We start from the raw sequence: 26,046 nt of genomic DNA, 5'->3' as shown, positions 1-26,046 counted from the left end.
GTTAGGAAGAACGCATAACAACGATGGCGATGAAAAAGTTGCTCATAGCGTCGCTGCTGTTTGGCAGCGCCACCGTATACGGTGCAGACGGGTTCGTAGTGAAAGATATTCATTTCGAAGGCCTGCAACGGGTCGCCGTCGGTGCGGCGTTACTTAATATGCCGGTTCGCGTAGGCGATACCGTCAGTGATGATGACATCGGTAAAACTATCCGTGCGTTGTTTGCTACAGGCAACTTCGAGGACGTTCGTGTCCTGCGCGATGGTGATACGCTGATTGTTCAAGTCAAAGAACGCCCAACGATTGCCAGCATCACTTTCTCCGGTAACAAAGCGGTGAAAGATGACATGCTTAAGCAGAATCTGGAAGCCTCTGGCGTCCGGGTTGGCGAAGCCCTGGACCGTACCACTATATCCAGCATTGAAAAAGGACTCGAAGACTTCTACTACAGTGTGGGTAAATACAGCGCTTCAGTGAAGGCTGTTGTTACACCGCTACCGCGTAATCGTGTTGATATCAAACTGGTCTTTACCGAAGGTGTCTCTGCAAAAATTCAGCAGATTAACATCGTAGGTAACCACAGTTTCACAACTGATGAGCTTATCTCACGCTTCCAATTGCGTGATGAAGTGCCATGGTGGAACGTGGTTGGTGATCGTAAATATCAGAAGCAGAAGCTCGCCGGTGATCTCGAAATCTTGCGCAGCTTCTACTTAGATCGCGGTTATGCCCGATTTAATATCGATTCTACTCAGGTGAGTTTGACGCCAGATAAAAAAGGCATCTATATCACCATCAACATTACCGAAGGCGATCAATACAAGCTTAATAGCGTTGTTGTGAGCGGTAATCTTGCAGGGCACCAATCTGAAGCTGATAAGCTGGCAGCGATTGAGCCGGGTGAATTGTATAACGGCAGTAAAGTCACACGCATTGAAGAAGACATCAAGAAGATGTTGGGCCGCTATGGTTATGCTTATCCGCGTGTGGTCTCTCAACCAGAAATTAACGATGCTGATAAAACAGTCAAACTGCATATCAACGTAGATGCGGGTAACCGTTTCTATGTCCGCAATGTTCGTTTCGAAGGTAATGACACCAGTAAAGACTCCGTATTGCGCCGTGAAATGCGCCAGATGGAAGGTGCATGGTTGGGTAATGATCAGGTCGAAGCGGGCAAAGAACGTTTAAACCGTCTGGGCTATTTCGAAACCGTTGATGTTGAAACTCAACGTGTTCCAGGAACTGCTGATCAGGTCGATGTCACTTATAAAGTCAAGGAACGCAATACCGGTAGTTTAAACTTTGGTATTGGTTACGGCACAGAAAGTGGTGTCAGCTTCCAGGTTGGGGTTCAGCAAGATAACTGGTTGGGTACTGGTAATACCGTCGGTATTAATGGTACGAAGAACGACTATCAGACTTATGCTGAATTTACCTTAACTGACCCTTACTTCACCGTTGATGGTGTAAGTCTGGGCGGGCGTATCTTCTATAATGATTTTAAAGCAGATAACGCAGACCTGTCTGGCTATACCAACAGCAGTTACGGTATTGACGGTACTTTAGGCTTCCCAATTAATGAGAATAACTCATTACGGGTTGGTTTAGGTTACGTCCATAACTCCCTGTCTGACATGGAACCACAAGTCGCGATGTGGCGATATCTTGACTCTGTTGGTCAAGATCCTAATCTGACTGATCGTGCCAGCTTCACAGCGGATGACTTCACACTGAATCTGGGTTGGACTTATAACAACCTTGACCGTGGTTTCTTCCCAACGTCAGGGGTTAAATCATCAGTTAATACCAAAGTGACGGTACCTGGCTCTGATAACGAGTTCTATAAAATCACTTTCGATACATCTGCTTACCAACCGTTAGATGAAGATCATTCATGGGTGCTCTTAGGCCGTGGTCGCTTGGGTTATGGCGACGGTATCGGTTCGAAAGAGATGCCATTCTATGAGAACTTCTATGCCGGTGGTTCCAGTACTGTCCGTGGTTTCCGATCAAATAATATCGGTCCTAAAGCGGCATACTATAATGCTAATGGGACCATCAGAGATTCAACCGATGCGGTTGGTGGTAACGCGATGGCGGTGGCCAGTTTAGAACTGATTACACCGACGCCGTTTATCAGTGAAAAATACTCAAACTCTGTACGGACCTCCTTCTTCATTGACTCAGGTACTGTATGGGATACTAATTGGGAAAATACCGCACTGACGCGTGCTGCTGGTGTACCTGATTACAGTAAGGCGAGTAATATTCGTGTGTCTGCCGGTGTGTCATTACAATGGATGTCGCCATTGGGTCCATTAGTGTTCTCATATGCTAAACCGGTTAAAGATTACGAAGGTGATAAGTCAGAGCAATTCCAGTTTAACATTGGTAAGACTTGGTAATTGATTGGCAAAGTAGTTCTGAATTTTAAAGACAGCACTGGTAGTTGAAATAACCTAAGGTAGCGCTAGTGAGTTTGGCGCTATTTTAGGCACTATTCAGTATTAAGTGCACTTCAAAGTGTCTCTGACACAAACGGGTAATGGTAAGGAGTTTATAGTGAAAAAGTGGTTGTGTGCCGCAGGTCTTGGTTTAGCATTGGCAGCTTCTGCCAGCGTTCAAGCCGCTGACAAGATTGCTATTGTTAACGTTTCCAGCATTTTCCAACAATTACCTGCGCGTGAAACCGTAGCTAAGCAGCTGGAGAATGAATTCAAAGGCCGTGCAACCGAACTGCAAGGAATGGAGCGCGACCTGCAAACTAAAATGCAGAAGCTGCAACGTGACGGTTCTACCATGAAAGCCAGTGATCGTACCAAGCTGGAAAGCGACGTAATGAAACAGCGTGAAACTTTCTCTACTAAAGCCCAGGCTTTTGAGCAAGATAATCGCCGTCGTCAGATGGAAGAGCGTAACAAAATTCTGAGCCGTATTCAGGATGCTGTTAAATCTGTTGCTAGCAAAGGTGGTTATGATGTGGTGATTGATGCAAATGCTGTTGCATATGCAGACCCTTCTAAAGATATCACTGCTGACGTGCTGAAACAGGTTAAATAAAACATGCCTTCAATTCGACTGGCTGATTTAGCTCAGCAGTTGGATGCACAGGTGTACGGTGATGGCTCACTCGTCATCACCGGCATCGCTTCTATGCATTCCGCCGAGCCTTCGCAAATCACGTTTTTGTCAAATAGCCGCTATCAAGAACAACTCGCTACTTGTAATGCAGGTGCGGTGGTATTGACTGAGGCTGACTTACCTTTCTGTAAATCTGCAGCTCTAGTGGTTAAAAATCCGTATTTAACCTATGCACGCATGGCTCAGATAATGGATACCACACCTCAACCGGCCCAGGATATTGCACCGAGTGCAGTTATCGCTCCACTGGTAACGTTGGGAGAGAATGTTTCTATCGGTGCGAATGCAGTGATAGAGTCCGGTGTTGTGCTAGGCGATAATGTGGTTATCGGTGCTGGCTGCTTTATTGGCAAGAATACTCACATTGGTGCTGGTAGCCGTTTGTGGGCCAATGTTTCCGTTTATCATGAAGTTGTTATCGGGCAGAACTGCCTGATTCAATCCGGTACGGTCATTGGTGCAGATGGTTTTGGTTATGCAAATGATCGTGGTAATTGGATAAAAATTCCACAGCTCGGTTCAGTGCATATTGGTGACCGTGTTGAGATTGGCGCTTGTACCACGATTGACCGTGGCGCATTAGATAATACCATTATTGGTAATGGCGTCATCATTGATAACCAATGTCAGATTGCACATAACGTTGTGATTGGCGACAATACCGCAGTTGCGGGTGGTGTTATCATGGCAGGTAGTCTGAAAGTTGGCCGCTATTGTATGATAGGCGGCGCGAGTGTGATCAATGGTCATATGGAGATTTGTGACAAAGTCACAATCACCGGAATGGGAATGGTGATGCGCCCAATCACTGAACCTGGGTTATACTCCTCCGGCATTCCGTTACAACCAAATAAAGTTTGGCGCAAGACCGCTGCTTTAGTGATGAATATCGATGGAATTAATAAACGCTTAAAAGCTATTGAGCGTAAAATCGATAAAGAGTAGTCACTCAAGACCGATACTCTGAGTCAATAATTAAGCTTATTGGCAAGTGATGCCAAAAGTAGATACTTAAAGAAATTGGTGTCGCAGCCTGACAAAATAAATCAATCTTGATGAACTTATGTGGTCAAGTGATTCAGGTAAATACGTGCAGTTACGCCGTTGTTGCGTCAAGTTCGAAGGGTATACAGAGTTCCTAATTTGCGGCCTGCCTAATGCCTCCCTTTTGGGGCAGTGCAGGCCGTGTTGTTGATAGCATTAGTTTTTTAGACAGGAAGAGTATTTTGACTACTGACACTCATACTCTGCATATTGAAGAGATTTTGGATCTACTCCCGCACCGTTTTCCGTTCTTGCTGGTAGATCGTGTCCTTGATTTCGAAGAAGGAAAATTTCTGCGTGCAGTGAAGAACGTCTCTTTCAACGAGCCATTTTTCCAAGGCCATTTCCCGGGTAAACCTATCTTCCCAGGCGTGCTGATTTTAGAGGCGATGGCGCAGGCGACCGGTATCCTGGCATTTAAAAGCCGCGGTAAACTTGAGCCGGGTGAACTTTATTATTTTGCTGGCATTGATGAAGCTCGCTTCAAACGTCCGGTAGTGCCTGGTGATCAAATGATCATGGAAGTTCAGTTCGTTAAAGAACGCCGTGGTCTGACCCGTTTTACTGGTGTTGCGAAAGTCGATGGTGAAATCGTCTGTACTGCCACGATGATGTGTGCTCGTAGCAGGCCAGTAACCCCACCAGCAGAAGCTGTTGTTGCAAAGTCTGTTGTTGTCGAACCCGCAGTTAAGGAGTCCTGATACGTGATTGACAAAACCGCCATTATCCATCCAAGTTCTATCGTCGAAGAAGGTGCCATTATTGGTGCCGGCGTTCGTATTGGCCCCTTCTGCTTTGTCGGATCTCAGGTGGAAATTGGCGCTGGCACGGAACTGAAATCCCATGTCGTCGTTAATGGTGTAACCAAGATTGGCTGTGACAATCAGATTTACCAATTTGCCTCCATTGGTGAGGCGAATCAGGATCTGAAATATGCAGGCGAGCCTACTCGCGTTGAGATCGGTTCACGTAACCGTATCCGTGAAAGCGTATCTATCCACCGTGGTACGGTTCAAGGTGGTGGATTAACTAAAGTAGGCAGCGACAATTTGCTGATGATTAATGCCCATATCGCCCATGACTGTATCATTGGTGATCGTTGCATTCTTGCGAACAATGCAACTTTGGGTGGTCATGTGGAAATTGACGATTTTGCCATCATTGGCGGAATGACGGCTATCCATCAATTCTGCGTGATTGGTGCGCATGTGATGGTGGGCGGTTGTTCAGGCGTTGCTCAGGATGTGCCTCCTTATGTCATTGCTCAGGGCAACCATGCAACACCATTTGGTATCAATATTGAAGGGTTAAAACGTCGCGGTTTTGACAAAGAATCACTTCATGCGATCCGTAATGCTTACAAGTTGTTGTACCGCAGTGGTCGGACGCTGGATGAAGTGAAACCAGAAATTGCCGAATTGGCGGAGCAGGTTCCGGCGGTTAAGGCATTCAGTGATTTCTTTGCGCGCTCTACTCGCGGCATTATTCGCTAACTTATGCAAAATAGCCCATTAGCTGTTGATTGTCCGTCGAATACCGGGCGTCCTTTAACTATCGGTTTAGTAGCCGGAGAAACTTCTGGCGACATCTTAGGCGCTGGGTTGATTCGTGCGCTGAAAGCTCAGGTTCCCGATGCCCGCTTTGTTGGTGTTGCTGGGCCGCTGATGCAAGCTGAGGGATGTGAAGCCTGGTATGAGATGGAAGAGTTGGCAGTGATGGGCGTTGTTGAAGTATTAGAACGCTTGCCACGGTTACTCAAGATCCGCAAAGATCTGACCCAACGCTTTAGTGAACTCTCCCCAGATGTTTTCGTGGGTATCGATGCGCCTGATTTCAATATCACCCTCGAAGGGCGTTTGAAACAGCGTGGCATCCGAACCATTCATTATGTCAGCCCCTCTGTTTGGGCCTGGCGACAAAAACGCGTTTTCAAAATTGGTAAAGCGACCGATATGGTGTTGGCTTTTCTTCCTTTTGAAAAAGCGTTTTATGATCGTTTCAATGTTCCATGTCGCTTTATTGGTCATACCATGGCTGATGCCATGCCTTTAATCCCTGATAAGCAAGCGGCAAGAACAGAATTGGGGATTGCGCTACATGCGCCATGTCTGGCCCTGTTGCCGGGTAGTCGCCATTCAGAAGTGGAAATGCTCAGTGCCGATTTTCTGCGTACTGCAGCCATCTTGAGGCAACAACTGCCTGAGCTGGAAGTGCTGGTTCCATTGGTTAACAGCAAGCGTCGTGAGCAGTTTGAACGAATTAAAGCTGAAATTGCCCCTGACTTATCCGTCCATTTATTAGATGGCAATGCCCGGGTGGCGATGATTGCCAGTGATGCTACCTTGCTCGCCTCGGGTACTGCGGCGTTGGAATGCATGTTGGCTAAATGCCCCATGGTGGTCGGTTATCGTATGAAACCCTTCACTTTCTGGTTAGCAGAACGATTAGTTAAAACACCTTATGTCTCATTACCGAATCTGTTGGCAGGCGAAGAGCTAGTGACAGAATTGTTGCAGCAAGAGTGCCAACCACAAACATTAGCCGATGCATTGTTACCGCTATTACAAGGTGGTAGTGCAGTTGAGGCGTTAAAAGAACGTTTCCTGATTTTGCATCAGAGCATCCGTTGTGGCGCGGATGAACAGGCAGCACAGGCGGTATTGGAGTTAGCAGGTCGATGACAGATATTTTTATATACCCGCAGGCGAATTTGATTGCCGGTGTGGATGAAGTTGGCCGTGGCCCATTAGTGGGGGCTGTTGTCACTGCGGCGGTTATTCTCGATCCGACACGGCCAATTGTCGGTTTGGCAGACTCGAAAAAACTGAGTGAGAAGCGGCGTCTGTCACTTTATGACGAAATTACGGATAAGGCCCTGTCCTGGAGCCTTGGTCGCGCTGAGCCAGAAGAGATTGATCACCTAAATATATTGCATGCAACAATGCTGGCAATGCAAAGAGCAGTAGCAGGATTGCATATCACACCCGATTATGTGTTGATTGATGGTAATCGCTGTCCAAAACTGGCGATGCCGTCATTAGCCGTTGTAAAAGGGGACAGCCGAGTTGCAGAGATCAGTGCCGCCTCTATTCTGGCTAAAGTGACCCGTGATCGTGAAATGACTGAACTGGATCTCATTTTCCCCGAGTATGGTTTTGCGCAGCACAAAGGCTACCCGACAGCATTCCACCTGGAGCGGCTGGCGGCACTAGGCGCAACTGAGCACCATCGGCGCAGCTTTGGCCCGGTTAAGCGCGTGTTAGGGCTGATATAAGCCGGTATTGTCGCTGAAAGACACTCATAGTTATGATGCCCTCAGACACTCTGTTCTGCGGGTGTGATTCAATCCACTAATTTCTGGTATCTGGATATGGCCGAACCTCGTTTTGTCCACCTGCGTGTTCACAGCGATTACTCCATGATCGATGGATTAGCCAAGATTGGACCCTTGGTGAAGAGAGCTGCTGCATTAGGTATGCCCGCTCTGGCCATTACTGACTTCACTAACCTTTGTGGTTTGGTGAAATTCTACGGTAGCGCCCACGGTGCTGGGATTAAACCCATCATTGGCGCAGATTTCTACGTGCAAAGTGAAATCTTGGGTGATGAGTTGGCTCACCTTACTGTGTTGGCACGCAATAATGAAGGTTATCAAAACCTTACCTTATTGATCTCCGAAGCTTATCAACGTGGTTATGGCGCAGCTGGTCCGATAATTGATCGCGATTGGCTGATCAAGCATAAAGAGGGGCTGATTCTGCTATCCGGTGGCCGGATGGGGGATGTCGGCAAGTTTATGCTGCGCGGCAATCAGACTCAGGTTGATCAGTGTCTTGAGTTTTATCAAGAGCATTTCCCTGACAGTTACTATTTGGAGCTAATCCGTACCGGTCGGCCAGACGAAGAGAACTATCTTCATGCGGCAGTCGCGCTAGCGACTGATCGTGGGCTGCCCGTTGTTGCGACCAATGATGTGCGTTTTATTGTTGAGTCTGACTTTGACGCCCATGAGATCCGCGTTGCTATTCATGACGGTTTTACATTGGTTGATCCTAAGCGGCCTAAAAATTATAGTCCTCAGCAGTTTATGCGCGATGAAGAACAGATGTGTGAGCTGTTCGCGGATATTCCTGAAGCGCTGCTCAACAGTGTTGAAATAGCCAAACGTTGTAACGTCACCATCCGCCTTGGGGAATACTTTCTACCGCAGTTCCCTACCGGTGAGATGAGCACGGAAGATTTTTTGGTAGAAAAATCAAAGCAAGGTTTGGAAGAGCGGTTGGAATTCCTCTTCCCCGACTCGCAAGTACGGGCGCAAAAACGGCCAGAGTATGACGAGCGGCTCGATATTGAGCTAAAAGTTATCAACCAGATGGGATTCCCTGGTTACTTCTTGATAGTAATGGAATTTATCCAGTGGTCTAAAGATAATGGTGTTCCGGTAGGGCCAGGGCGAGGCTCAGGTGCAGGCTCTCTGGTGGCATATGCGCTCAAGATTACCGATCTGGATCCGCTGGAATTTGACCTGCTGTTCGAACGTTTTCTCAACCCTGAACGTGTATCAATGCCCGACTTCGACGTTGACTTCTGTATGGAGAAACGTGATCTGGTGATTGAACATGTGGCCGAGATGTATGGCCGCGATGCGGTTTCTCAGATTATTACCTTCGGTACGATGGCTGCCAAAGCGGTTATCCGCGATGTGGGCCGCGTGCTGGGCCACCCTTATGGTTTTGTCGATCGTATCTCAAAATTGGTGCCACCAGATCCTGGAATGACGCTGGAAAAAGCCTTTGCCGCTGAACCGCAACTTCCTGAAATTTATGAAGCCGATGAAGAGGTTAGGGCGCTGATTGATATGGCGCGTAAGCTGGAAGGGGTAACACGTAACGCTGGGAAACACGCCGGTGGGGTGGTTATTGCTCCGACCAAAATTACTGATTTTGCACCGCTATATTGTGATGCGGAAGGCAAAAACCCGGTTACTCAGTTCGATAAAAATGATGTGGAATATGCCGGTCTGGTGAAGTTCGACTTCCTCGGTTTGCGTACGCTAACTATCATTAATTGGGCGCTGGAGATGATCAATGCCAAGCGCGCCAAAACTGGGCTGGAACCGATAGATATCGCCTCTATTCCGCTGGAAGATAAGCAAAGCTTCGATATGCTGCAACGTTCGGAAACGACAGCAGTATTCCAGCTTGAATCCCGAGGTATGAAGGATCTTATCAAGCGGCTGAAGCCAGACTGCTTCGAGGATATGATAGCTCTGGTGGCATTATTCCGCCCCGGTCCGCTGCAATCCGGGATGGTAGATAACTTTATTGACCGTAAACATGGTCGTGAAGCACTGTCCTATCCTGATATCGAATGGCAACATGAATCCCTGAAGCCTGTACTGGAGCCGACCTATGGCATCATCCTGTATCAGGAACAGGTTATGCAGATTGCGCAGGTTCTGTCTGGCTACTCCCTTGGCGGCGCGGATATGTTGCGTCGAGCTATGGGTAAGAAAAACCCAGCAGAGATGGCAAAACAGCGTTCGGTATTCGAAGATGGGGCCAAAAGTCAGGGCGTTGACGGTGAATTGGCGATAAAAATCTTTGACTTGGTAGAGAAGTTCGCCGGTTATGGTTTTAACAAATCTCACTCCGCTGCTTATGCTTTGGTGTCCTACCAAACGTTGTGGTTAAAAGCACATTATCCGGCTGAGTTTATGGCTGCGGTAATGACCGCCGATATGGATAACACCGATAAAGTTGTTGGTCTGGTTGATGAATGTTGGCGTATGGGGCTGAAGATTCTGCCACCAGAAATTAACAGTGGCCTGTATCACTTCCATGTAAACGATGAGGGTGAAATTGTTTACGGGATTGGTGCTATCAAGGGGGTTGGTGAGGCGCCGATCGACGCGATACTGGAGGCACGTAAAGAGGGCGGTCACTTCAAAGATTTGTTTGATTTATGTGCCCGCGTCGATACGAAAAAGCTGAATCGGCGGATATTAGAAAAGTTAATCATGTCCGGTGCTTTTGACCGTTTGGGGCCGCACCGTGCCGCATTAATGAGCTCCTTAGGCGAAGCGTTAAAAGCCGCAGACCAACATGCGAAAGCAGAGGCCATTGGTCAGGCCGATATGTTTGGCGTATTGGCTGATGCACCTGAGCAGGTTGAGCAATCTTATGCTAATGTGCCGCGGTGGCAGGAACAAATTGTTTTAGACGGTGAACGGGAAACGCTGGGGTTATACCTAACCGGCCACCCGATTACTCAATATCTAAAGGAAATCGAACGTTATGCTGGCGGGCTGCGTTTGAAAGATATGCATCCGACGGATCGGGGCAAAATGACCACTGCGGTAGGGCTGGTAATCGCTGCAAGGGTTATGGTAACAAAACGCGGGAATCGCATTGGTATTTGTACTTTGGATGACCGTTCCGGGCGTCTGGAGGTGATGCTATTCACCGATGCATTGGAAAAATATCAGCATTTATTGGAAAAAGACCGTATCCTGATAGCCACTGGACAGGTCAGCTTTGATGACTTTAGTGGTGGACTTAAAATGACCGCCCGTGAGTTAATGGACATCAGTGAAGCTCGTGAAAAATATGCCCGTGGGCTTGCTATATCGCTGACCGACAGGCAAATTGATGACCAGCTTTTGAACCGTCTCCGTCAGTCGTTGGAACCCCATCGAGCGGGGACGATCCCAGTGCATCTTTATTACCAACGGGAAGATGCTCGCGCCCGGCTGCGGTTTGGAGCCACATGGCGCGTGACGCCCACCGATCGCTTATTGATAGATTTGCGAACGCTGGTAGGTAATGAGCAGGTGGAACTGGAATTTGACTAAAATAGGAATGCTATGAGTCTGAATTTTCTTGATTTTGAACAGCCGATTGCAGAGCTGGAAGCGAAAATTGACTCGCTGACTGCAGTCAGCCGTCAAGACGAAAAATTAGATATTAATCTGGATGAAGAGGTCCAGCGTCTGCGTGAGAAAAGTGTTGAGCTGACGCGGAAAATTTTCTCGGACCTCGGCGCATGGCAGATTGCCCAACTGGCACGCCACCCTCGTCGTCCTTATACCCTGGATTATATCGCTAATATCTTTACTGATTTCGAAGAACTGGCGGGTGATCGCGCTTATGCCGACGACAAAGCTATTGTCGGTGGTATTGCTCGTCTGGATGGTCGCCCGGTGATGATCATTGGTCATCAAAAAGGCCGTGAAACCAAAGAAAAAATTCGCCGTAACTTTGGTATGCCAGCGCCTGAAGGTTATCGTAAGGCACTGCGTCTGATGGAGATGGCTGAGCGCTTTAAGCTGCCAATCATTACTTTCATTGATACACCAGGGGCATATCCTGGTGTTGGCGCAGAAGAGCGTGGTCAATCTGAAGCCATCGCACGTAACCTGCGTGAGATGTCACGTCTGAGTGTTCCTATCGTTTGTACCGTTATTGGTGAAGGTGGCTCAGGCGGCGCATTAGCCATTGGTGTTGGCGATAAAGTGAATATGCTGCAATACAGCACCTATTCCGTTATCTCCCCAGAGGGCTGTGCATCTATTCTATGGAAAAGTGCTGATAAAGCACCGTTAGCCGCAGAGGCCATGGGTATTACGGCTCATCGTCTGAAAGAATTAAAGATGATTGACTCGGTTATCCCTGAACCTTTAGGCGGCGCGCACCGTGATTACACCACTATTGCTGCTGCTTTGAAGGCGCAACTGTTGGCTGATCTTAGTGATCTGGATGTTTTGAATGACGAAGAATTATTGAATCGTCGTTATCAGCGTCTGATGAATTACGGTTATTGCTGATTAAGCATGCCCGATTTATTGGGCATCGCAGAGAAATATTGAAATCCGGCTCATATATTATGGGCCGGATTTTTTACTTATAGATTCTGAGTAATAATATCTAACTCCATAATAATTTTGGCAAAAATTTAATTTCATGTTGTTATAGGTAATTGGCGGACAATATGAGGATTCACCGATGAATATCATCGCAATCATGGGGCCGATGGGGGTTTACTACAAAGATGAACCTATTCGTGAGTTAAACGATGCCCTGCTGGCTAAAGGTTTTCAGTTGATCTACCCTCAGGATCGTGGTGATCTGCTTAAACTGATCGAGCATAATGCGCGGATTATTGGTGTGATTTTCGATTGGGACCAGCACAGTAATGAGCTTTGCACTGAAATTAATGATCTGAACGAGTATCTCCCACTTTACGCATTTATCAATACGACCTCCTCATTGGATGTCAGTTTGAATGAAATGCGCATGGCTCTTTATTTCTTTGAATATACGTTAAATGCGGCAGATGATATTGCCCAGCATATTGAACAATATACCGCTGAGTATATGGATAGCATCACTCCGCCGCTAACCAAGGCGTTATTTAATTACGTCAAAGAAGGGAAATATACCTTCTGTACGCCGGGGCATATGGCGGGGACGGCATTTCAAAAAAGCCCGGTAGGCAGCTTATTCTATGATTTCTTTGGTGCTAACACCCTCAAGGCTGATGTGTCGATTTCAGTGACTGAACTCGGATCACTATTAGACCACAGTGGCCCGCATCTGGAAGCCGAAGAGTATATTGCCCGTACTTTCAATGCTGAGCAGAGTTATATGGTGACGAACGGGACATCAACGGCAAATAAAATCATTGGCATGTATTCGTCCCCCTCGGGCAGTACAGTATTGATTGATCGTAATTGTCATAAGTCTCTGACCCATCTTTTGATGATGACCAATATCATTCCGCTATATTTGTGCCCGGCCCGTAATGCTTACGGTATTTTGGGCGGCATCCCGCAGCACGAATTTACGCGCGAATCTATTACTGAGAAAATTGCACAAACCAAGAATGCCAGCTGGCCAGTGCATGCGGTGATAACGAACTCGACCTATGATGGGCTGCTCTATAATACTGATTATATTAAGCAGACACTGGACGTCCCTTCAATTCACTTTGATTCCGCCTGGGTGCCTTATACCAATTTCCATGAGATCTATGAAGGGAAAAGTGGCATGAGCGGGGAACGGGTTGCGGGTAAAGTTTTCTATGAAACGCAATCGACACATAAATTGTTGGCCGCATTCTCTCAAGCTTCGATGATTCATATTAAAGGTGATTACAATGAAGGCACTTTTAACGAAGCTTATATGATGCACACCACCACCTCACCGAATTACGGCATTGTGGCATCAATGGAAACTGCCGCAGCAATGATGCGTGGTAAACCGGGCAGGCGCATGATTATGCGCTCCATTGAGCGTGCGATGCATTTTCGCAAAGAAGTTCGCCGTTTACGTTCACAGAGTGACAACTGGTTCTTTGATGTCTGGCAGCCAGAAGATATTGACGAAATAGCCTGTTGGCCGTTGCAACCGGGGCAAAAGTGGCATGGTTTTAGCAATGCAGATGCAGATCATATGTATCTGGATCCGATCAAAGTGACCATCCTGACGCCGGGTATGAGCAGTGAAGGGGAACTTGAAGACGAAGGGATCCCTGCGGCATTAGTCGCTAAATTTCTCGATGAACGCGGCATCGTGGTAGAGAAAACCGGGCCATATAATTTGCTGTTCCTGTTCAGTATTGGCATTGATAAAACTAAGGCGATGAGCTTATTACGCGGCCTCACTGAATTTAAACGCGCTTATGATCTTAACTTGCGGGTTAAAAATATGCTGCCGGATCTGTTTGCTGAAGATCCCGATTTTTACCGCCATATGCGCATTCAGGAGTTGGCCGCCGGTATCCACCAATTGATCCGTAAACACGACTTGCCCCGTTTGATGCGCCAGTCCTTTGATGTACTGCCAGAGATGAAACTCACGCCGTATGACATGTTCCAACAGCAGATTCGCGGTAATATAGCGGCCTGCGAAATGCGTGATTTGATAGGCAAAGTTGTGGCCAACATGATCCTGCCTTATCCGCCGGGGGTACCGTTGGTTATGCCAGGTGAAATGATCAGTGAAGAGAGCCGCGCAGTCTTGGACTTCCTGCTGATGCTGTGTGCCATCGGCGCGCATTACCCTGGATTTGAAACCGACATTCACGGAGCTAAACGCGATGATGATGGTCGCTATTGGGTCAATGTGCTGAAGACAAATGATTAAACTGGAGTAATACATGTTAGCAATACGTCAGATACATCATATTGCAATCATTGGCTCAGATTATCAGGTCAGTAAAAAATTCTACTGTGAGGTGCTGGGGTTCAGCTTGATAAGTGAGGTCTATCGTGAAGAACGCGACTCATGGAAAGCTGATTTAGCCTTAAATGGGCAATATATTATTGAGTTGTTTTCTTTTCCCTCCCCGTCAACACGGCCTAGCCGCCCAGAGGCTTGTGGTTTACGTCACCTGGCTTTTCAGGTTGATAATATTGAGCAGGCAGTCAGTGAACTGGGGGCCGCCGGTGTGATTTGCGAAGCGGTTCGCATTGATCCCTATACCCAATCACGTTTTACTTTCTTTACTGATCCAGATGGTTTACCTCTGGAGCTATACGAAATAACGCTGGAATGACATGAACTCAGCCACCTTTATGCCTAATGTGTTACTCAATCCTTTGTTCGCGCAATTGGGTGATCATCGCCATGTGCTGGTGGGGTTCAGCGGTGGGTTGGATTCCAGTGTATTACTGCATTTATTGGTTAGCCTGCGCCAACAATTGCTCCCTGAGCTGAAAGTTCGCGCGATTCATATTCATCACGGATTAAACCCATTGGCAGACAGTTGGGTAAAACATTGCCAGCAGCAGTGTGATCAATGGGAAGTTCCACTTGAAGTGGTGCGAGTGAAGATTGATCCGCGACACAATGGAATAGAGGCTGCCGCCAGAACGGCTCGCTATCAGGCATTTTCCTCACATTTAGCTGCCAATGAAGTGCTACTTACGGCTCAACATCTGGATGACCAGTGTGAAACCTTCTTACTGGCACTTAAGCGGGGCAGTGGTCCGGCGGGGCTGTCCTCAATGGCAGGCAGAATGCCGTTTGCCCATAGCCAGTTGTTGCGGCCATTGTTGGCCTTTTCCCGCGCAACGCTTGAGAACTATGCTCAAACACAACAACTACGGTGGATTGAAGATGACAGCAATCAGGACCATCGTTTCGATCGTAACTTCTTGCGATTAAGTGTGTTGCCTCTGCTTCATCAGCGCTGGCCGCATTTTGCTCAAGCGACGGCGCGCAGTGCAAGTCTGTGCGCTGAGCAGGAACAATTATTGGATGAGTTGTTGGCAGATAATCTGCAACAACTGCAAAGCCCGGATGGCGCGCTTTCTATTGAGGGGTTATTACTGGCCTCAGAAGCCAAACGGGGGGCGATATTACGCCGTTGGCTGGCTAGATGGGGGGCAGTGATGCCATCGCAAAACCAACTGCAACGTTTGTGGTTAGAAGTTGCTATGGCAAGGCAAGATGCAGAGCCTCAGCTTACTTTGGGGGCACATCAGGTTCGCCGCTTCCGGCAATATTTATATCTATTGCCACCGCTGGCTGAGATAAATATACGGCATCTACCTTGGGCCAACATTGAGGCTGGGCCTAATCATGTCGCAATCCCCCCAGGCCCTTTGATTCTACCTGCCAATCTGGGGGTATTGAGTTTTATTACTGAAGGGGGGCAAGCGGTCAGGGCTGCGGCAACCGGCGAGGTGATCAGCGTCCGTTTCGGTTTACAAGGTGATATCAAGATTGTTGGGCGGCACCATTCGCGCCATAGCAAAAAGATTTGGCAAGAGTTGGGGGTACCGCCGTGGCAACGGGAGCGTATTCCGCTACTCTACTTTGGCGAACAATTAATTGCTGCGGCTGGAGTGTTTGTGGCTCAGGCAGGCCAGGCAAAAGAAGGCGAACCCTGTTGGCACCTAAATTGGGCCAACGCGGAATAATAAAATAACAACACGCAGAACAGTCTATTTTGAGGAGCAATAATGAAATTAGTCGTCAGTATAATGGTGTTATGGGGATTGAGTAGTTTCTCGGCGTTGGCAAAAAATGATATCGAAGCGGGGCGGGTTAAGTCTGCCAGTTGTGTGGCTTGTCATGGTGCACAAGGTAAGGTTTCGGTGCCGATGTATCCTAATCTGGCTGGGCAAAATGCCATGTATTTAGAACAATCATTAAAAGCGTATAAAAAAGGGGAGCGAACTGGTGGGCAAGCTGGAGTGATGCAGGCTTATGTTGCGCCTTTAACCGACGAGGATTTCTCTGATTTGGCGGCTTACTATGCCAGTTTAAAACCTTGATTCGGTTTGGTCTGCCCTGAATGCAAAACGGGCCACTTTTCAGCGGCCCGTCATCAATATAATGGGATGAAGCTATGATGCACTCACCACAACAGTCCCTATCGCGGGGTGACTGAAGCTGGCAATATAGTCCAGACGCAACTCGCGCATTGTTCCTTCTTGCTCGATAATCAGGTATTCGACCTTTTTTCTCAGCAGCAGATCGCTGGCTTTACCTTCTACGATCTCACCGCCTCTCAACTTCAACGTCAGTATCAGGTGATGTTGGCAGGCGAGCTCTAGATTATCGTAGTCATCACAATTGATGGGTTGATACTCTTCACTCATCGACATAATCGCTCACCAATAAGTTAGCGGCGGCAAAGGCCGCCTGTTCCCTAACGGAGGACGGTAGTGCGTCGTTAGCCGCAACTTCGTCCAATGCTTTCAATACACAGCGCAATGCGTCTGGTACGTAACCCAGATCGCCACTTCCAATTTGGGCATAAAAACGGCGTACTAATTCACAGTATTGCTGCACAGTAATCCTCCTGGAAAAGTTTAACCCAGTAGATTCTCAGCGGAAGCGACACACTGTCAACCTACGAAGATAAACTCTGAACTTATAAGGACTATAGCACAGGAGTGATAGAGATATTAGAGTGTGGCACAAGGTTTCTTTTTCGCATTGATGCCACTAATCGTTCTCTTTATGCAGGGTTGGCTGGCTGCTGGCAGACTGGATCAAGTACACTGTCCGCCAGATAATTAAGAGGTCACCCATGGCACTAAAAGCAACCATCCATAAAGCTGCTGTTAACATTGCGGATATGGATCGTAATTTTTTTCAGGATGTTAACCTGACTATCGCGCAGCACCCCTCCGAAACTGACCAGCGTATGATGCTGAGGTTACTCGCATGGATCTGCCACGCTGATGAGCGTTTGCAGTTTACTAAAGGTCTGAGCGCTGACGATGAGCCGGAGATTTGGCGTCATAATGACCATAACGGTATTGAATTGTGGGTTGAGCTGGGGTTACCAGAGGAGAAACGTCTGCGTAAAGCCTGTAATCAGTCACAGCAAGTGGTGCTGTATGCCTACAGCGAACGCGCAGCTAAGGTGTGGTGGCCACAAGTCCGGGATAAGTTATCCGGGCACCGCAATTTGCGGGTGCGCTTCTTGGGTGATGAACAGATGGCCAAGTTGGCGGCACTTGCGAATCGTAATATGTCGTTACAGGCTACGTTGCAAGAGGGAACTATTTGGTTGTCGGATGCTCAGAATAATCTGGAAATTAGTTTTGATGAATGGCAAGGCGACGGGCAATAAGCGTGCTGATTATATCTAATTATGTCAGTCTACCTGACAGTGAGATTGAGTTGACGGCGATCCGGGCGCAGGGCGCGGGGGGACAGCACGTCAATAAAACCTCAACTGCCATTCATTTGCGCTTTGACATTAAGGCTTCAAGCCTGCCAGAGTACTATAAAGAAAGGTTATTATTGCTAAATAGCCATTTGATGACGGCAGAGGGTGTCGTTATCATCAAAGCGCAAGAATACCGCAGCCAGGATATGAATCGCGAAGCGGCATTGGCGCGGCTGGTGGCATTAATCCGTCAGGCAATGGTGGTAGAAAAGGCTCGTCGGGCGACAAAACCGACCAAAGGCTCAAAAATAAGGCGAGTCGAGGGCAAAGTCCGCAAAGGTGCGACCAAAGCGCTGCGCGGCAAAATACATCAGGAGTGATGCCATTATTTAGCCTGGGATTTATACATTGTGACTAATGTGGCTTCATTCCTTATATATCGGACACAGTATGGGAGAATGACTGTGAAAAAATTAACAATAACGCTATTTTTGGCAGTAGGTGCACTGTCATTATTAGGTTGCAACAATCGACATCAACCGGTTGAACAGGCTTTACAGCCTATGCAGCAAAGCTATCAGGGCGTATTACCCTGCGCGGATTGCAGTGGTTTGGATACCTCACTGTTCCTTGATAGCGATGGGACTTTTATCCTGAAGGAAATTTATCGTGGTACTGCTCATGCTGGCGATAACAACGAGAGCGATCAAACCTTTGCTGAATACGGTCAGTGGGCGCGTACTGCTGATAAGTTGGTACTTACTAACGGGCAAGGGGAGAAACGCTACTTTCGGCCAGTAGGTAAAAATCTGGTGATGCTCGACCAACAAGGATTGGCGATTCAGTCAGCATTGAATTATCAGCTTACCCCGAGTGATCAGCCGTTACCCAAAACGCCGATACCGTTGAGCGGTATGTATAAGTATTTTGCTGATGCCGCCGTATTTACCGATTGTGCTACCGGCCGAACCTTCCCAGTCGAGAATAATATTGCACTGGAAACCGGATATTTAAAGGCCCGTAAAAAGGTCGGTGAACCGGTATTTTTAACCCTTAATGGCCATTTTGATGTGCGGCCATCGATGGAAGAAGGGCAATCAGACAAAACGCTGATTCCGGCTGATAACATTAAGTTTAATGCCAGTAAGAGTTGCGGCAGTAAATAGAATCTATCCGTTGCTGCAATAAAAAGCCGCTGGTAGTGAGTTAACTATCCAGCGGCTCAGCGGTTTATTTAGGGTCAATTAGCGCTTGATTTGGCCCAGCAGGAACTCAATGATTTCACTGGTTTTAATCATCTGCTTCTCACCAACACGGCGGTTTTTATATTCCACCTCTTCGCAGTCGAGATTGCGGTCACCAATCACGATATTGTGTGGCACGCCAATCAGCTCCATATCGGCAAACATCACGCCTGGGCGTTCTTTGCGGTCATCAAGAATCACGTCAATACCATGGGCACGCAGAGTGGCATACAGCTCTTCTGCCAACTCTTTCACGCGGAAAGATTTGTGCATATTCATTGGCAAAATGGCTACCTGGAACGGTGCAATCGCATCCGGCCAAATAATGCCACGGTCGTCATGATTCTGCTCAATGGCCGCTGCTACTACACGGGATACGCCAATACCGTAACAACCCATGGTCATCACTTGGTTACGGCCATCTTCGCCCTGAACCGTGGCTTTCATCGCTTCCGAGTATTTAGTGCCTAGCTGGAAGATATGACCGACTTCAATACCACGCTTGATAAGTAATGTGCCTTTGCCATCAGGGCTGATATCACCTTCAACCACATTACGTAAATCGGCAATTTGTGGCAGCGGTAAGTCACGCTCCCAATTAATACCAAAGTAGTGTTTGCCGTCGATATTCGCGCCAGCACCAAAATCACTCATTGCTGCCACACTGCGGTCAATCACGATTGGCAACTGCAAATTAACCGGGCCTAATGACCCTGGACCTGCGCCAATCACTGCACGAATCTCTTCTTCACTGGCAAAGGTCAGTGGTTTGGCGACTTGTGGCAGTTTTTCTGCTTTAATCTCATTGAGTTCATGATCACCGCGAACCAGCAACGCAACCAGCTTGTGACCACTCTCTTCGTGAGCATGTACCAATAAGGTTTTCACTGTTTTCACTATTGGAAGGTTGAACTGCTCGACCAATTCAGCGATGGTTTTTGCATTCGGGGTATCAATGATACGCAGCTCTTCCGTGGCGCTAGCTCGTGGTTCATCAGGAGCCACTGCTTCAGCAAACTCAATATTAGCGGCATAATCAGAACCGGTTGAGAACACGATGTCGTCTTCGCCACTCTCGGCCAGCACTTGGAATTCATGCGATGCACTGCCACCAATTGAACCGGTATCTGCCAGAACTGCACGGAAATTCAGATCCATACGAGAGAAAATCTTACTGTAGGCCGCATACATCGCGTCGTAAGTTTCCTGCAACGATTCCTGAGTGGTATGGAAAGAGTAAGCATCTTTCATCAGGAACTCGCGAGCACGCATCACGCCGAAACGAGGGCGAACTTCATCACGGAACTTGGTCTGGATTTGGAAAAAATTTAGCGGCAACTGTTTGTAAGAGTTGATCTCACCGCGAATCAGGTCAGTAATCACTTCTTCATGAGTTGGACCGAGCACAAATGGGCGTTCGCCGCGATCGACAAAACGCAATAGCTCAGGACCATACTGTTCCCAGCGACCACTCTCCTGCCACAAATCAGCCGGTTGTACGACGGGCATTGAAACCTCAATAGCACCGGCGTTATTCATCTCTTCGCGCACGATGTTTTCGACTTTCTTCAACACCCTAACTCCGGTCGGTAACCAGGTATAAAGACCTGATGCCAGTTTACGGATCATCCCGGCACGAAGCATCAGTTGGTGACTGATCACTTCAGCATCGGCAGGTGTCTCCTTTAGAGTGGAGAGCAGATATTGGCTAGTACGCATGATGTTTTGGTTCCATTAGCACTGCAACAAGTAGAGGCAGTCCAAAAAGTAAAAAGTGGTTTAGTTTACCAGCGAGTACGGGTTGTCAAAAGAGAGCTGGCTGAAATTTAGCGTGGGTCGAGCGACAACACTTCTGTTTGCTGGCCCATAACCCGCCAACGCACATTAAATTCCAGCAACAGAACCGCGTATTCGCGGCTTTCATTATCGTCTTTACGGTAGGCTGGACGGGGGTCTTGTGCCAAAACCTGGCTGATAAAACGCCGCAAATGTGGATAACGCGTCTGCTGCTGTACTAACTGTTGCTCAGCGGTGGCTGAGAAACACACCGGCATATCTGCATCTGGGGCTGTCTGCGCAAAACCAGCGCGCGCCAGTGGCTGGCTCTCTGCGAAAGGCAGATAGGGTTTAATGTCAATCACCGGGGTTCCATCAACCAGATCCAGACTCCCCAACTCCAGAATCACCTCTGCGCCCTGGCAACGTATCCCTTTCAGCTCAATCAACGACATGCCGATAGGATTTGGCCGGAAAGTGGAGCGAGTGGCAAATACGCCCATCCGTGTATTACCGCCTAAACGTGGCGGGCGAACCGTCGGACGCCAACCCCCCGCCATGGTTTGATGGAAAACGAACATCACCCATACATGACTGAAGTCAGATAACCCACGCACGGCTTCCGGCTGATTATAGGGAGCCACTAACTGTAACTCACCACCGCCATCTTCAATTAGACCGGGCTGCCTTGGCACCGCAAACTTTTCTTTATAGGGTGAGCGAATCACCCCGATCTGATTGAAGGAAAATACACTCATTTTGATGAAACGTTCAGTGCAGAACCTTGGCACACCGCTTGTTGATAGCAGCCAGGAACGCCACTTTGTATTTCACATCCGTGTAGCAGCACCGCATTGGCTTTCATATAAGAAGCACGGGTCTGCATTCTCTTACGGGCGGTGGCGATACTGGCTGGAGAGTCCTGAACGGTAGATTGGCAAGACTCACCGGACACTTCGCCTAAGTCGCGGAAAGGCTTGCCAACAAGTTCTTCAGCACTTTTATAAAGTTTTACCGGTGCCGGACGAGGGGCTGCCGTTGGGCTGGGTTTAGTCACCGGAGGTGGTTGCTTAACCGGACTTTCTGTGGTGGATGGCTTTGATTGAAGCATGGAGCATCCAGTTAGCGAAAGTGCTAACAGACACAGAGGTAACGCACGCATAGAAATTCCTCAGCCTTTTTTATTTAAGAGGCGCTATTGAAGCAATCTATGATGCAAATAACAAGACGGGCCATAGCCCGTCTTGCAATATATTTAGCAAACACTGATTTTAGCTAACGCCATATTCAGCAAAATAGCCAATTAACACTTACCAGCCTTTCACTGCACCACCGTTGAATGCTTTGTTTGCTGCATCGTAAACTTCATCAGACTGATATGCCTGAACGAATTTCTTCACGTTTTCCGCATCTTTGTTATCTTCGCGAGCCACGATCAGATTGACGTAAGGTGACTCTTTATCTTCCACGAACAAGCCATCTTTAGCCGGTGTTAAACCAATCTGGCTGGCGTAGGTGGTATTGATAATCGCCAAGGCGATTTGTTGGTCATCCAAAGAACGTGGTAACTGAGGGGCTTCCAGTTCAACCAGTTTCAGGTTTTTAGGATTTTCAACCACATCCAACACGGTTGGCAGCAGACCAACACCGTCTTTCAGTTTAATCAGCCCCACTTTTTGCAGTAGCAACAGAGAACGGCCCAGATTGGTCGGGTCATTTGGCAGTGCGACCTGAGAACCCGGTTGTAACTCTTCCAATGATTTGATTTTCTTAGAGTAACCAGCAATTGGATAAACGAATGAGTTACCCACAGACACTAACTTGTAGCCACGATCTTTAATTTGCTGATCCAGATAAGGCTTATGCTGGAAGGCATTCAGGTCAATATCACCTTTGCTCAATGCTTCGTTTGGCAAAACATAGTCGTTAAAGGTAACCAGTTCAACATCCAGACCATATTTGTCTTTTGCCACTTTTTGAGCAACTTCAGCAACTTGTTGCTCGGCACCCACAATGACACCAACTTTAATGTGGTTTGGATCTTTCTCTGCCGGGCCGCAACCCACCAGAGCCAAGGTACCAATCAGTGCACTGACTGCCGCGATAGATTTGAATTTTAAAGACATATCCCTTCCTCTATAGACATTCGTTAAGATGCGCCGCTGTGTGAGGCAGTCGCTATACCCTTGGTACTTGGTACTTGGCGCTGCAGGGTTGTTAGCAACTTTCACTTACCCGAATCACTTACTTGAATAAGCTTATCGGGATATGTTCGCTTGCCGCCTACCTGCAACATCAATTCCTTTGGGTAATTGATGTGTTAAGAACTATTTGTGGGTAACGGCTTTTACGATCCGATCGCCACTGAACTGAATCAGGTAAACCAAAATTACTAATAATACTAATACAGTATTCATTACCGTGGCGTTATAGCCAATGTAACCATACTGATAACCGATCTGGCCTAAGCCACCGGCACCGACTGCACCACCCATCGCGGAATAACCGACCAGGGTAATTAATGTAATAGTGGCGGCATTCACCAAGCCGGGTAGGGCTTCGGGCAACAACACCTTTTTAATAATTTGCATTGGGGTCGCTCCCATCGCACGGGCAGCCTCAACCAAACCAGATGGAATCTCTAGTAGGGCATTCTCCACCATACGAGCAATAAAGGGGGCTGCACCGACTGTTAGTGGCACAATCGCCGCCTGTAACCCAATCGATGTACCGACAATCATTCGAGTGAATGGAATCATCCACACCAATAAGATAATAAAAGGTATGGAACGGAAAATATTCACAACTCCAGACAGGGTGCGGTAAATCTTATTGTTGGCGATAATTTGCCCTGGGCGAGTGACATACAGCAGCACCCCAACCGGCAGTCCTAGCACAAAACCAAAGAAACCAGACACAAAAGTCATCATCAGAGTTTCCCAGACGCCTCGGCCCATTAACCACATCATTGCCTCAGACATAACCCAGAACCTCTACTTTTACATGATGATCTTGCAAAAACTTGATGGCAGCGAGGCCATCCTGATCGTCGCCATGCAGCTCTGCTAACATGACACCAAACTTAACGCCACCGGCATAATCCATCTGCGAACTGAGAATCCCGATATCAATATTGAAACGGCGCACCGCTTGTGAAATGAGTGGTGCGTCAACGGACTGACCGGTGAACTCCAATTTCAGCAGTGGAACGCGATCTGCAGTTGGTTCCTGCGTCATACGCTGGGCGTAATCTTCTGGAATATCCAAATGGAGTGTTGATTGGATAAATTGTTGCGCCAGCGGGGTTTTCGGATGCGAGAACACTTCACTGACACTGTCTTTCTCAATCAATTTGCCTTCACTTATTACAGCAACCTGATCACAGATGCGTTTCACCACATCCATTTCATGAGTAATAAGCAAAATAGTCAGTCCCAGACGACGATTAATGTCCTTAAGCAGCTCCAGAATCGAACGAGTGGTTGCCGGGTCTAATGCGCTGGTGGCTTCATCGCACAACAAGACTTTTGGATTACTGGCTAAAGCACGCGCGATAGCAACACGCTGCTTCTGACCGCCCGACAAGTTAGCCGGGTAAGCATCTTGCTTATCCGCTAAACCGACCAGATCCAACAGTTCGGTAACTCTCTTCTTTATATCTGCGCGTGACGTGTTATCCAGCTCTAGAGGCAACGCAATATTGCCATACACCGTGCGAGATGACAGTAAATTGAAATGCTGAAAAATCATGCCGATTTGACGACGCGCGCGCGTCAGTTCACCTTCAGATAAGGTTGTCAGATCTTGCCCATCAACCAGAACCTTGCCGCTGGTAGGGCGCTCTAACATATTGGCACAGCGAATCAGTGTACTTTTACCCGCACCTGATGCACCGATAACGCCATAAATTTGTCCAGCAGGGACGTGTAGACTCACGTCTGTAAGCGCGGTAATAGTGTGCGAACCCTGTTGGAACACTTTGCTGATGTGAGAAAGTTTAATCATATTATTCTTATTTTATCGTCGTTTCCGTGGCTAGATAAAAAGTAAACTTCAGCGGAACCAAAGTATAGATTGGATGTTAAGGCGTCTAGACGGCTAAGTCAACTGGCAACACCGATTCTCTTCCATTCTCAATCGGTAATAAAACATGCGATACTAGTGGGGTTTACAGCCCTCAGGAGCAGATAAGTGACTCAGCCCGTCCCCGCAATATTTTTAGATCGTGATGGTACAATTAATGTTGATCACGGTTATGTCCACGAAATTGATAACTTCCAGTTTATAGACGGTGTTATTGATGCTTGTCGTGAATTGAAAGAAATGGGTTTCGCTTTGGTATTGGTAACCAATCAATCAGGTATTGCACGCGGTATGTTTACCGAAGAGCAATTTGTAAGTCTCACCGAGTGGATGGATTGGTCTCTGGCTGACCGTGGTGTTGACCTGGACGGCATCTACTTCTGTCCGCATCACCCCGATGGCAGTGTAGCGGAGTTCAGCGAAACATGTGAATGCCGCAAACCGCTGCCTGGCATGTTACTGCAAGCACAAAGCGAATTGAACATTGATATGGCTTCTTCTTATATGGTTGGTGACAAAATTGAAGATATGCAGGCAGCATTCGCGGCTAATGTCGGCACTAAAGTGTTAGTTCGCACTGGCAAGCCTGTTAGCGCAGAAGGAGAGGTGCTAGCTGATTGGGTGCTAAATAGTCTGGCTGACCTGCCAAAAGCGATAAAAACGCGTCATAAGTAGTCTTTGCGTTCAAATAATCAGCAGTTAGAAAAAACTTTAAGATAAACCCTTGCCATTCTGAGGCGGCTCCCTATAATGCGCATCCATCGACACGGCGCTGTGAGCAACTTCACAGAGTGGCCGGGAAGAGCAGAGAAAATTAACTGATTAAGTGGTTGACTCTGTAGCGGGAAAGCGTATTATCTGCCTCCCGCGTTACCGTAAGATTCGCCGAAAGGCAAACGGGTAACGAACGCTCTTTAACAATTTATCAGACAATCTGTGTGGGCACTCGCAAGACGATATCGAAGCCTGTTTCGGCAGGCAGAAGCAATATCAAAGTCTTGAAGAGTGACCAAAGCAGTACACATTTGAACTTCGGTTCGAATGCATATTTGCAGAAAGTAATCTTTGAGCATCGCTGCTTTTATTAGTAGCAAATCAAACAAATCTTAAATTGAAGAGTTTG

At 47.7% G+C, this 26,046-nt stretch carries 25 protein-coding genes; 17 read left to right on the top strand and 8 right to left on the bottom strand.

The window, feature by feature from the left end:
* The first annotated feature begins 23 nt into the window (after window positions 1-23).
* From bamA to V1952_RS01360, 13 genes are all read left to right on the top strand, one after another.
* A complete protein-coding gene (gene bamA / locus V1952_RS01420) occupies window positions 24-2,408 on the top strand; it encodes an outer membrane protein assembly factor BamA (protein WP_372559765.1) in 2,385 nt (794 codons plus the stop codon).
* Between the two features lie 157 nt (window positions 2,409-2,565).
* Complete coding sequence (gene skp / locus V1952_RS01415; RefSeq protein WP_032820361.1) at window positions 2,566-3,063, top strand: molecular chaperone Skp; 498 nt, start codon at window positions 2,566-2,568, stop codon at window positions 3,061-3,063.
* A 3-nt stretch (window positions 3,064-3,066) separates the two neighbouring features.
* Window positions 3,067-4,089, top strand: coding sequence for a UDP-3-O-(3-hydroxymyristoyl)glucosamine N-acyltransferase (gene lpxD / locus V1952_RS01410; RefSeq protein WP_420074232.1), 1,023 nt, complete (start codon window positions 3,067-3,069; stop codon window positions 4,087-4,089).
* A 281-nt stretch (window positions 4,090-4,370) separates the two neighbouring features.
* Window positions 4,371-4,889, top strand: a complete 519-nt coding sequence (fabZ, locus tag V1952_RS01405; protein WP_083164110.1) for a 3-hydroxyacyl-ACP dehydratase FabZ — start codon at window positions 4,371-4,373, stop codon at window positions 4,887-4,889.
* A gap of 3 nt (window positions 4,890-4,892) precedes the next feature.
* On the top strand, window positions 4,893-5,681 hold the full coding sequence (gene lpxA, locus V1952_RS01400) for an acyl-ACP--UDP-N-acetylglucosamine O-acyltransferase (RefSeq protein ID WP_083162935.1): 789 nt from the start codon (window positions 4,893-4,895) through the stop codon (window positions 5,679-5,681).
* 3 nt (window positions 5,682-5,684) lie between these two features.
* Window positions 5,685-6,869, top strand: a complete 1,185-nt coding sequence (lpxB, locus tag V1952_RS01395; protein WP_420070729.1) for a lipid-A-disaccharide synthase — start codon at window positions 5,685-5,687, stop codon at window positions 6,867-6,869.
* Window positions 6,866-7,462, top strand: a complete 597-nt coding sequence (gene rnhB / locus V1952_RS01390; protein WP_372559763.1) for a ribonuclease HII — start codon at window positions 6,866-6,868, stop codon at window positions 7,460-7,462. The genes lpxB and rnhB overlap by 4 nt, the downstream gene beginning before the upstream one ends.
* Window positions 7,463-7,558: 96 nt before the next feature.
* On the top strand, window positions 7,559-11,041 hold the full coding sequence (gene dnaE / locus V1952_RS01385; RefSeq protein WP_372559762.1) for a DNA polymerase III subunit alpha: 3,483 nt from the start codon (window positions 7,559-7,561) through the stop codon (window positions 11,039-11,041).
* A 12-nt stretch (window positions 11,042-11,053) separates the two neighbouring features.
* Window positions 11,054-12,013 carry an acetyl-CoA carboxylase carboxyl transferase subunit alpha gene (gene accA / locus V1952_RS01380; RefSeq protein ID WP_372559761.1) on the top strand — a complete coding sequence of 320 codons (960 nt, stop codon included), beginning with the start codon at window positions 11,054-11,056 and terminating at the stop codon, window positions 12,011-12,013.
* A 178-nt stretch (window positions 12,014-12,191) separates the two neighbouring features.
* Window positions 12,192-14,333 (top strand): lysine decarboxylase LdcC, encoded by a 2,142-nt coding sequence (locus V1952_RS01375; protein ID WP_372559760.1) that lies wholly within the window; start codon window positions 12,192-12,194, stop codon window positions 14,331-14,333.
* A 13-nt stretch (window positions 14,334-14,346) separates the two neighbouring features.
* Window positions 14,347-14,745, top strand: coding sequence for a VOC family protein (locus tag V1952_RS01370; RefSeq protein WP_420074231.1), 399 nt, complete (start codon window positions 14,347-14,349; stop codon window positions 14,743-14,745).
* 1 nt (window position 14,746) lies between these two features.
* Window positions 14,747-16,114: a tRNA lysidine(34) synthetase TilS gene (tilS, locus tag V1952_RS01365; RefSeq protein ID WP_420074230.1), complete on the top strand. Its 1,368-nt coding sequence runs from the start codon at window positions 14,747-14,749 to the stop codon at window positions 16,112-16,114.
* 39 nt (window positions 16,115-16,153) lie between these two features.
* On the top strand, window positions 16,154-16,471 hold the full coding sequence (locus tag V1952_RS01360) for a c-type cytochrome (protein ID WP_420070731.1): 318 nt from the start codon (window positions 16,154-16,156) through the stop codon (window positions 16,469-16,471).
* Window positions 16,472-16,543: 72 nt separating this feature from the next.
* Here the strand turns inward: V1952_RS01360 and rof are convergent, their stop codons facing one another.
* On the bottom strand, window positions 16,544-16,804 hold the full coding sequence (gene rof, locus V1952_RS01355; protein ID WP_420074229.1) for a Rho-binding antiterminator: 261 nt from the start codon (window positions 16,802-16,804) through the stop codon (window positions 16,544-16,546).
* Window positions 16,791-16,991, bottom strand: coding sequence for a YaeP family protein (locus tag V1952_RS01350; protein ID WP_005185672.1), 201 nt, complete (start codon window positions 16,989-16,991; stop codon window positions 16,791-16,793). Before V1952_RS01350 ends, rof begins: the two co-directional genes overlap by 14 nt.
* A 241-nt stretch (window positions 16,992-17,232) precedes the next feature.
* Here V1952_RS01350 and V1952_RS01345 point away from each other — a divergent pair, with 241 nt between their 5' ends.
* The 3 genes from V1952_RS01345 to nlpE all read left to right on the top strand — a co-directional run bounded on the left by V1952_RS01345 (window position 17,233) and on the right by nlpE (window position 18,986).
* Window positions 17,233-17,781: a YaeQ family protein gene (locus tag V1952_RS01345; RefSeq protein ID WP_372559756.1), complete on the top strand. Its 549-nt coding sequence runs from the start codon at window positions 17,233-17,235 to the stop codon at window positions 17,779-17,781.
* Between the two features lie 2 nt (window positions 17,782-17,783).
* Complete coding sequence (gene arfB / locus V1952_RS01340) at window positions 17,784-18,200, top strand: alternative ribosome rescue aminoacyl-tRNA hydrolase ArfB (RefSeq protein WP_372559755.1); 417 nt, start codon at window positions 17,784-17,786, stop codon at window positions 18,198-18,200.
* Window positions 18,201-18,284: 84 nt separating this feature from the next.
* A complete protein-coding gene (gene nlpE / locus V1952_RS01335; protein WP_420074228.1) occupies window positions 18,285-18,986 on the top strand; it encodes an envelope stress response activation lipoprotein NlpE in 702 nt (233 codons plus the stop codon).
* Between the two features lie 78 nt (window positions 18,987-19,064).
* On the opposite strand, the gene proS is transcribed toward nlpE, so the two are convergent.
* From proS to metN, 6 genes are all read right to left on the bottom strand, one after another.
* Window positions 19,065-20,783 carry a proline--tRNA ligase gene (gene proS, locus V1952_RS01330; RefSeq protein ID WP_420074227.1) on the bottom strand — a complete coding sequence of 573 codons (1,719 nt, stop codon included), beginning with the start codon at window positions 20,781-20,783 and terminating at the stop codon, window positions 19,065-19,067.
* A gap of 107 nt (window positions 20,784-20,890) precedes the next feature.
* Entirely contained in the window at window positions 20,891-21,598 is a 708-nt protein-coding gene (gene tsaA, locus V1952_RS01325; protein WP_372559753.1) for a tRNA (N6-threonylcarbamoyladenosine(37)-N6)-methyltransferase TrmO, read from the bottom strand.
* Window positions 21,595-22,002: an Rcs stress response system protein RcsF gene (gene rcsF / locus V1952_RS01320; protein WP_083162966.1), complete on the bottom strand. Its 408-nt coding sequence runs from the start codon at window positions 22,000-22,002 to the stop codon at window positions 21,595-21,597. Before rcsF ends, tsaA begins: the two co-directional genes overlap by 4 nt.
* 148 nt (window positions 22,003-22,150) lie before the next feature.
* Complete coding sequence (locus V1952_RS01315; RefSeq protein WP_042569242.1) at window positions 22,151-22,966, bottom strand: MetQ/NlpA family lipoprotein; 816 nt, start codon at window positions 22,964-22,966, stop codon at window positions 22,151-22,153.
* A gap of 201 nt (window positions 22,967-23,167) precedes the next feature.
* Entirely contained in the window at window positions 23,168-23,821 is a 654-nt protein-coding gene (locus tag V1952_RS01310; RefSeq protein ID WP_050078607.1) for a methionine ABC transporter permease MetI, read from the bottom strand.
* Window positions 23,814-24,845, bottom strand: a complete 1,032-nt coding sequence (metN, locus tag V1952_RS01305) for a methionine ABC transporter ATP-binding protein MetN (RefSeq protein ID WP_372559752.1) — start codon at window positions 24,843-24,845, stop codon at window positions 23,814-23,816. Before metN ends, V1952_RS01310 begins: the two co-directional genes overlap by 8 nt.
* A 186-nt stretch (window positions 24,846-25,031) precedes the next feature.
* On the opposite strand from metN, the gene gmhB reads away from it, so the two are divergent.
* A complete protein-coding gene (gene gmhB, locus V1952_RS01300) occupies window positions 25,032-25,598 on the top strand; it encodes a D-glycero-beta-D-manno-heptose 1,7-bisphosphate 7-phosphatase (protein ID WP_420074226.1) in 567 nt (188 codons plus the stop codon).
* Window positions 25,599-26,046 lie beyond the last annotated feature (448 nt).

This window comes from Yersinia sp. 2542 StPb PI, assembly GCF_048593855.1.
Lineage (GTDB): Bacteria > Pseudomonadota > Gammaproteobacteria > Enterobacterales > Enterobacteriaceae > Yersinia > Yersinia enterocolitica_E.
This window is presented reverse-complemented; position numbering and strand designations above follow the sequence as displayed.

Excerpts from the sequence above, each read along its gene's own strand:
- bamA (WP_372559765.1), top strand. The coding sequence starts at position 24 with ATGGCGATGAAAAAGTTGCTCATAGCGTCGCTGCTGTTTGGCAGCGCC.
- lpxD (WP_420074232.1), top strand. The coding sequence starts at position 3,067 with ATGCCTTCAATTCGACTGGCTGATTTAGCTCAGCAGTTGGATGCACAG.
- lpxB (WP_420070729.1), top strand. The coding sequence starts at position 5,685 with ATGCAAAATAGCCCATTAGCTGTTGATTGTCCGTCGAATACCGGGCGT.
- rnhB (WP_372559763.1), top strand. The coding sequence starts at position 6,866 with ATGACAGATATTTTTATATACCCGCAGGCGAATTTGATTGCCGGTGTG.
- dnaE (WP_372559762.1), top strand. The coding sequence starts at position 7,559 with ATGGCCGAACCTCGTTTTGTCCACCTGCGTGTTCACAGCGATTACTCC.
- accA (WP_372559761.1), top strand. The coding sequence starts at position 11,054 with ATGAGTCTGAATTTTCTTGATTTTGAACAGCCGATTGCAGAGCTGGAA.
- V1952_RS01375 (WP_372559760.1), top strand. The coding sequence starts at position 12,192 with ATGAATATCATCGCAATCATGGGGCCGATGGGGGTTTACTACAAAGAT.
- V1952_RS01370 (WP_420074231.1), top strand. The coding sequence starts at position 14,347 with ATGTTAGCAATACGTCAGATACATCATATTGCAATCATTGGCTCAGAT.
- tilS (WP_420074230.1), top strand. The coding sequence starts at position 14,747 with ATGAACTCAGCCACCTTTATGCCTAATGTGTTACTCAATCCTTTGTTC.
- rof (WP_420074229.1), bottom strand. The coding sequence starts at position 16,804 with ATGTCGATGAGTGAAGAGTATCAACCCATCAATTGTGATGACTACGAT.
- V1952_RS01345 (WP_372559756.1), top strand. The coding sequence starts at position 17,233 with ATGGCACTAAAAGCAACCATCCATAAAGCTGCTGTTAACATTGCGGAT.
- proS (WP_420074227.1), bottom strand. The coding sequence starts at position 20,783 with ATGCGTACTAGCCAATATCTGCTCTCCACTCTAAAGGAGACACCTGCC.
- tsaA (WP_372559753.1), bottom strand. The coding sequence starts at position 21,598 with ATGAGTGTATTTTCCTTCAATCAGATCGGGGTGATTCGCTCACCCTAT.
- rcsF (WP_083162966.1), bottom strand. The coding sequence starts at position 22,002 with ATGCGTGCGTTACCTCTGTGTCTGTTAGCACTTTCGCTAACTGGATGC.
- V1952_RS01315 (WP_042569242.1), bottom strand. The coding sequence starts at position 22,966 with ATGTCTTTAAAATTCAAATCTATCGCGGCAGTCAGTGCACTGATTGGT.
- V1952_RS01310 (WP_050078607.1), bottom strand. The coding sequence starts at position 23,821 with ATGTCTGAGGCAATGATGTGGTTAATGGGCCGAGGCGTCTGGGAAACT.
- metN (WP_372559752.1), bottom strand. The coding sequence starts at position 24,845 with ATGATTAAACTTTCTCACATCAGCAAAGTGTTCCAACAGGGTTCGCAC.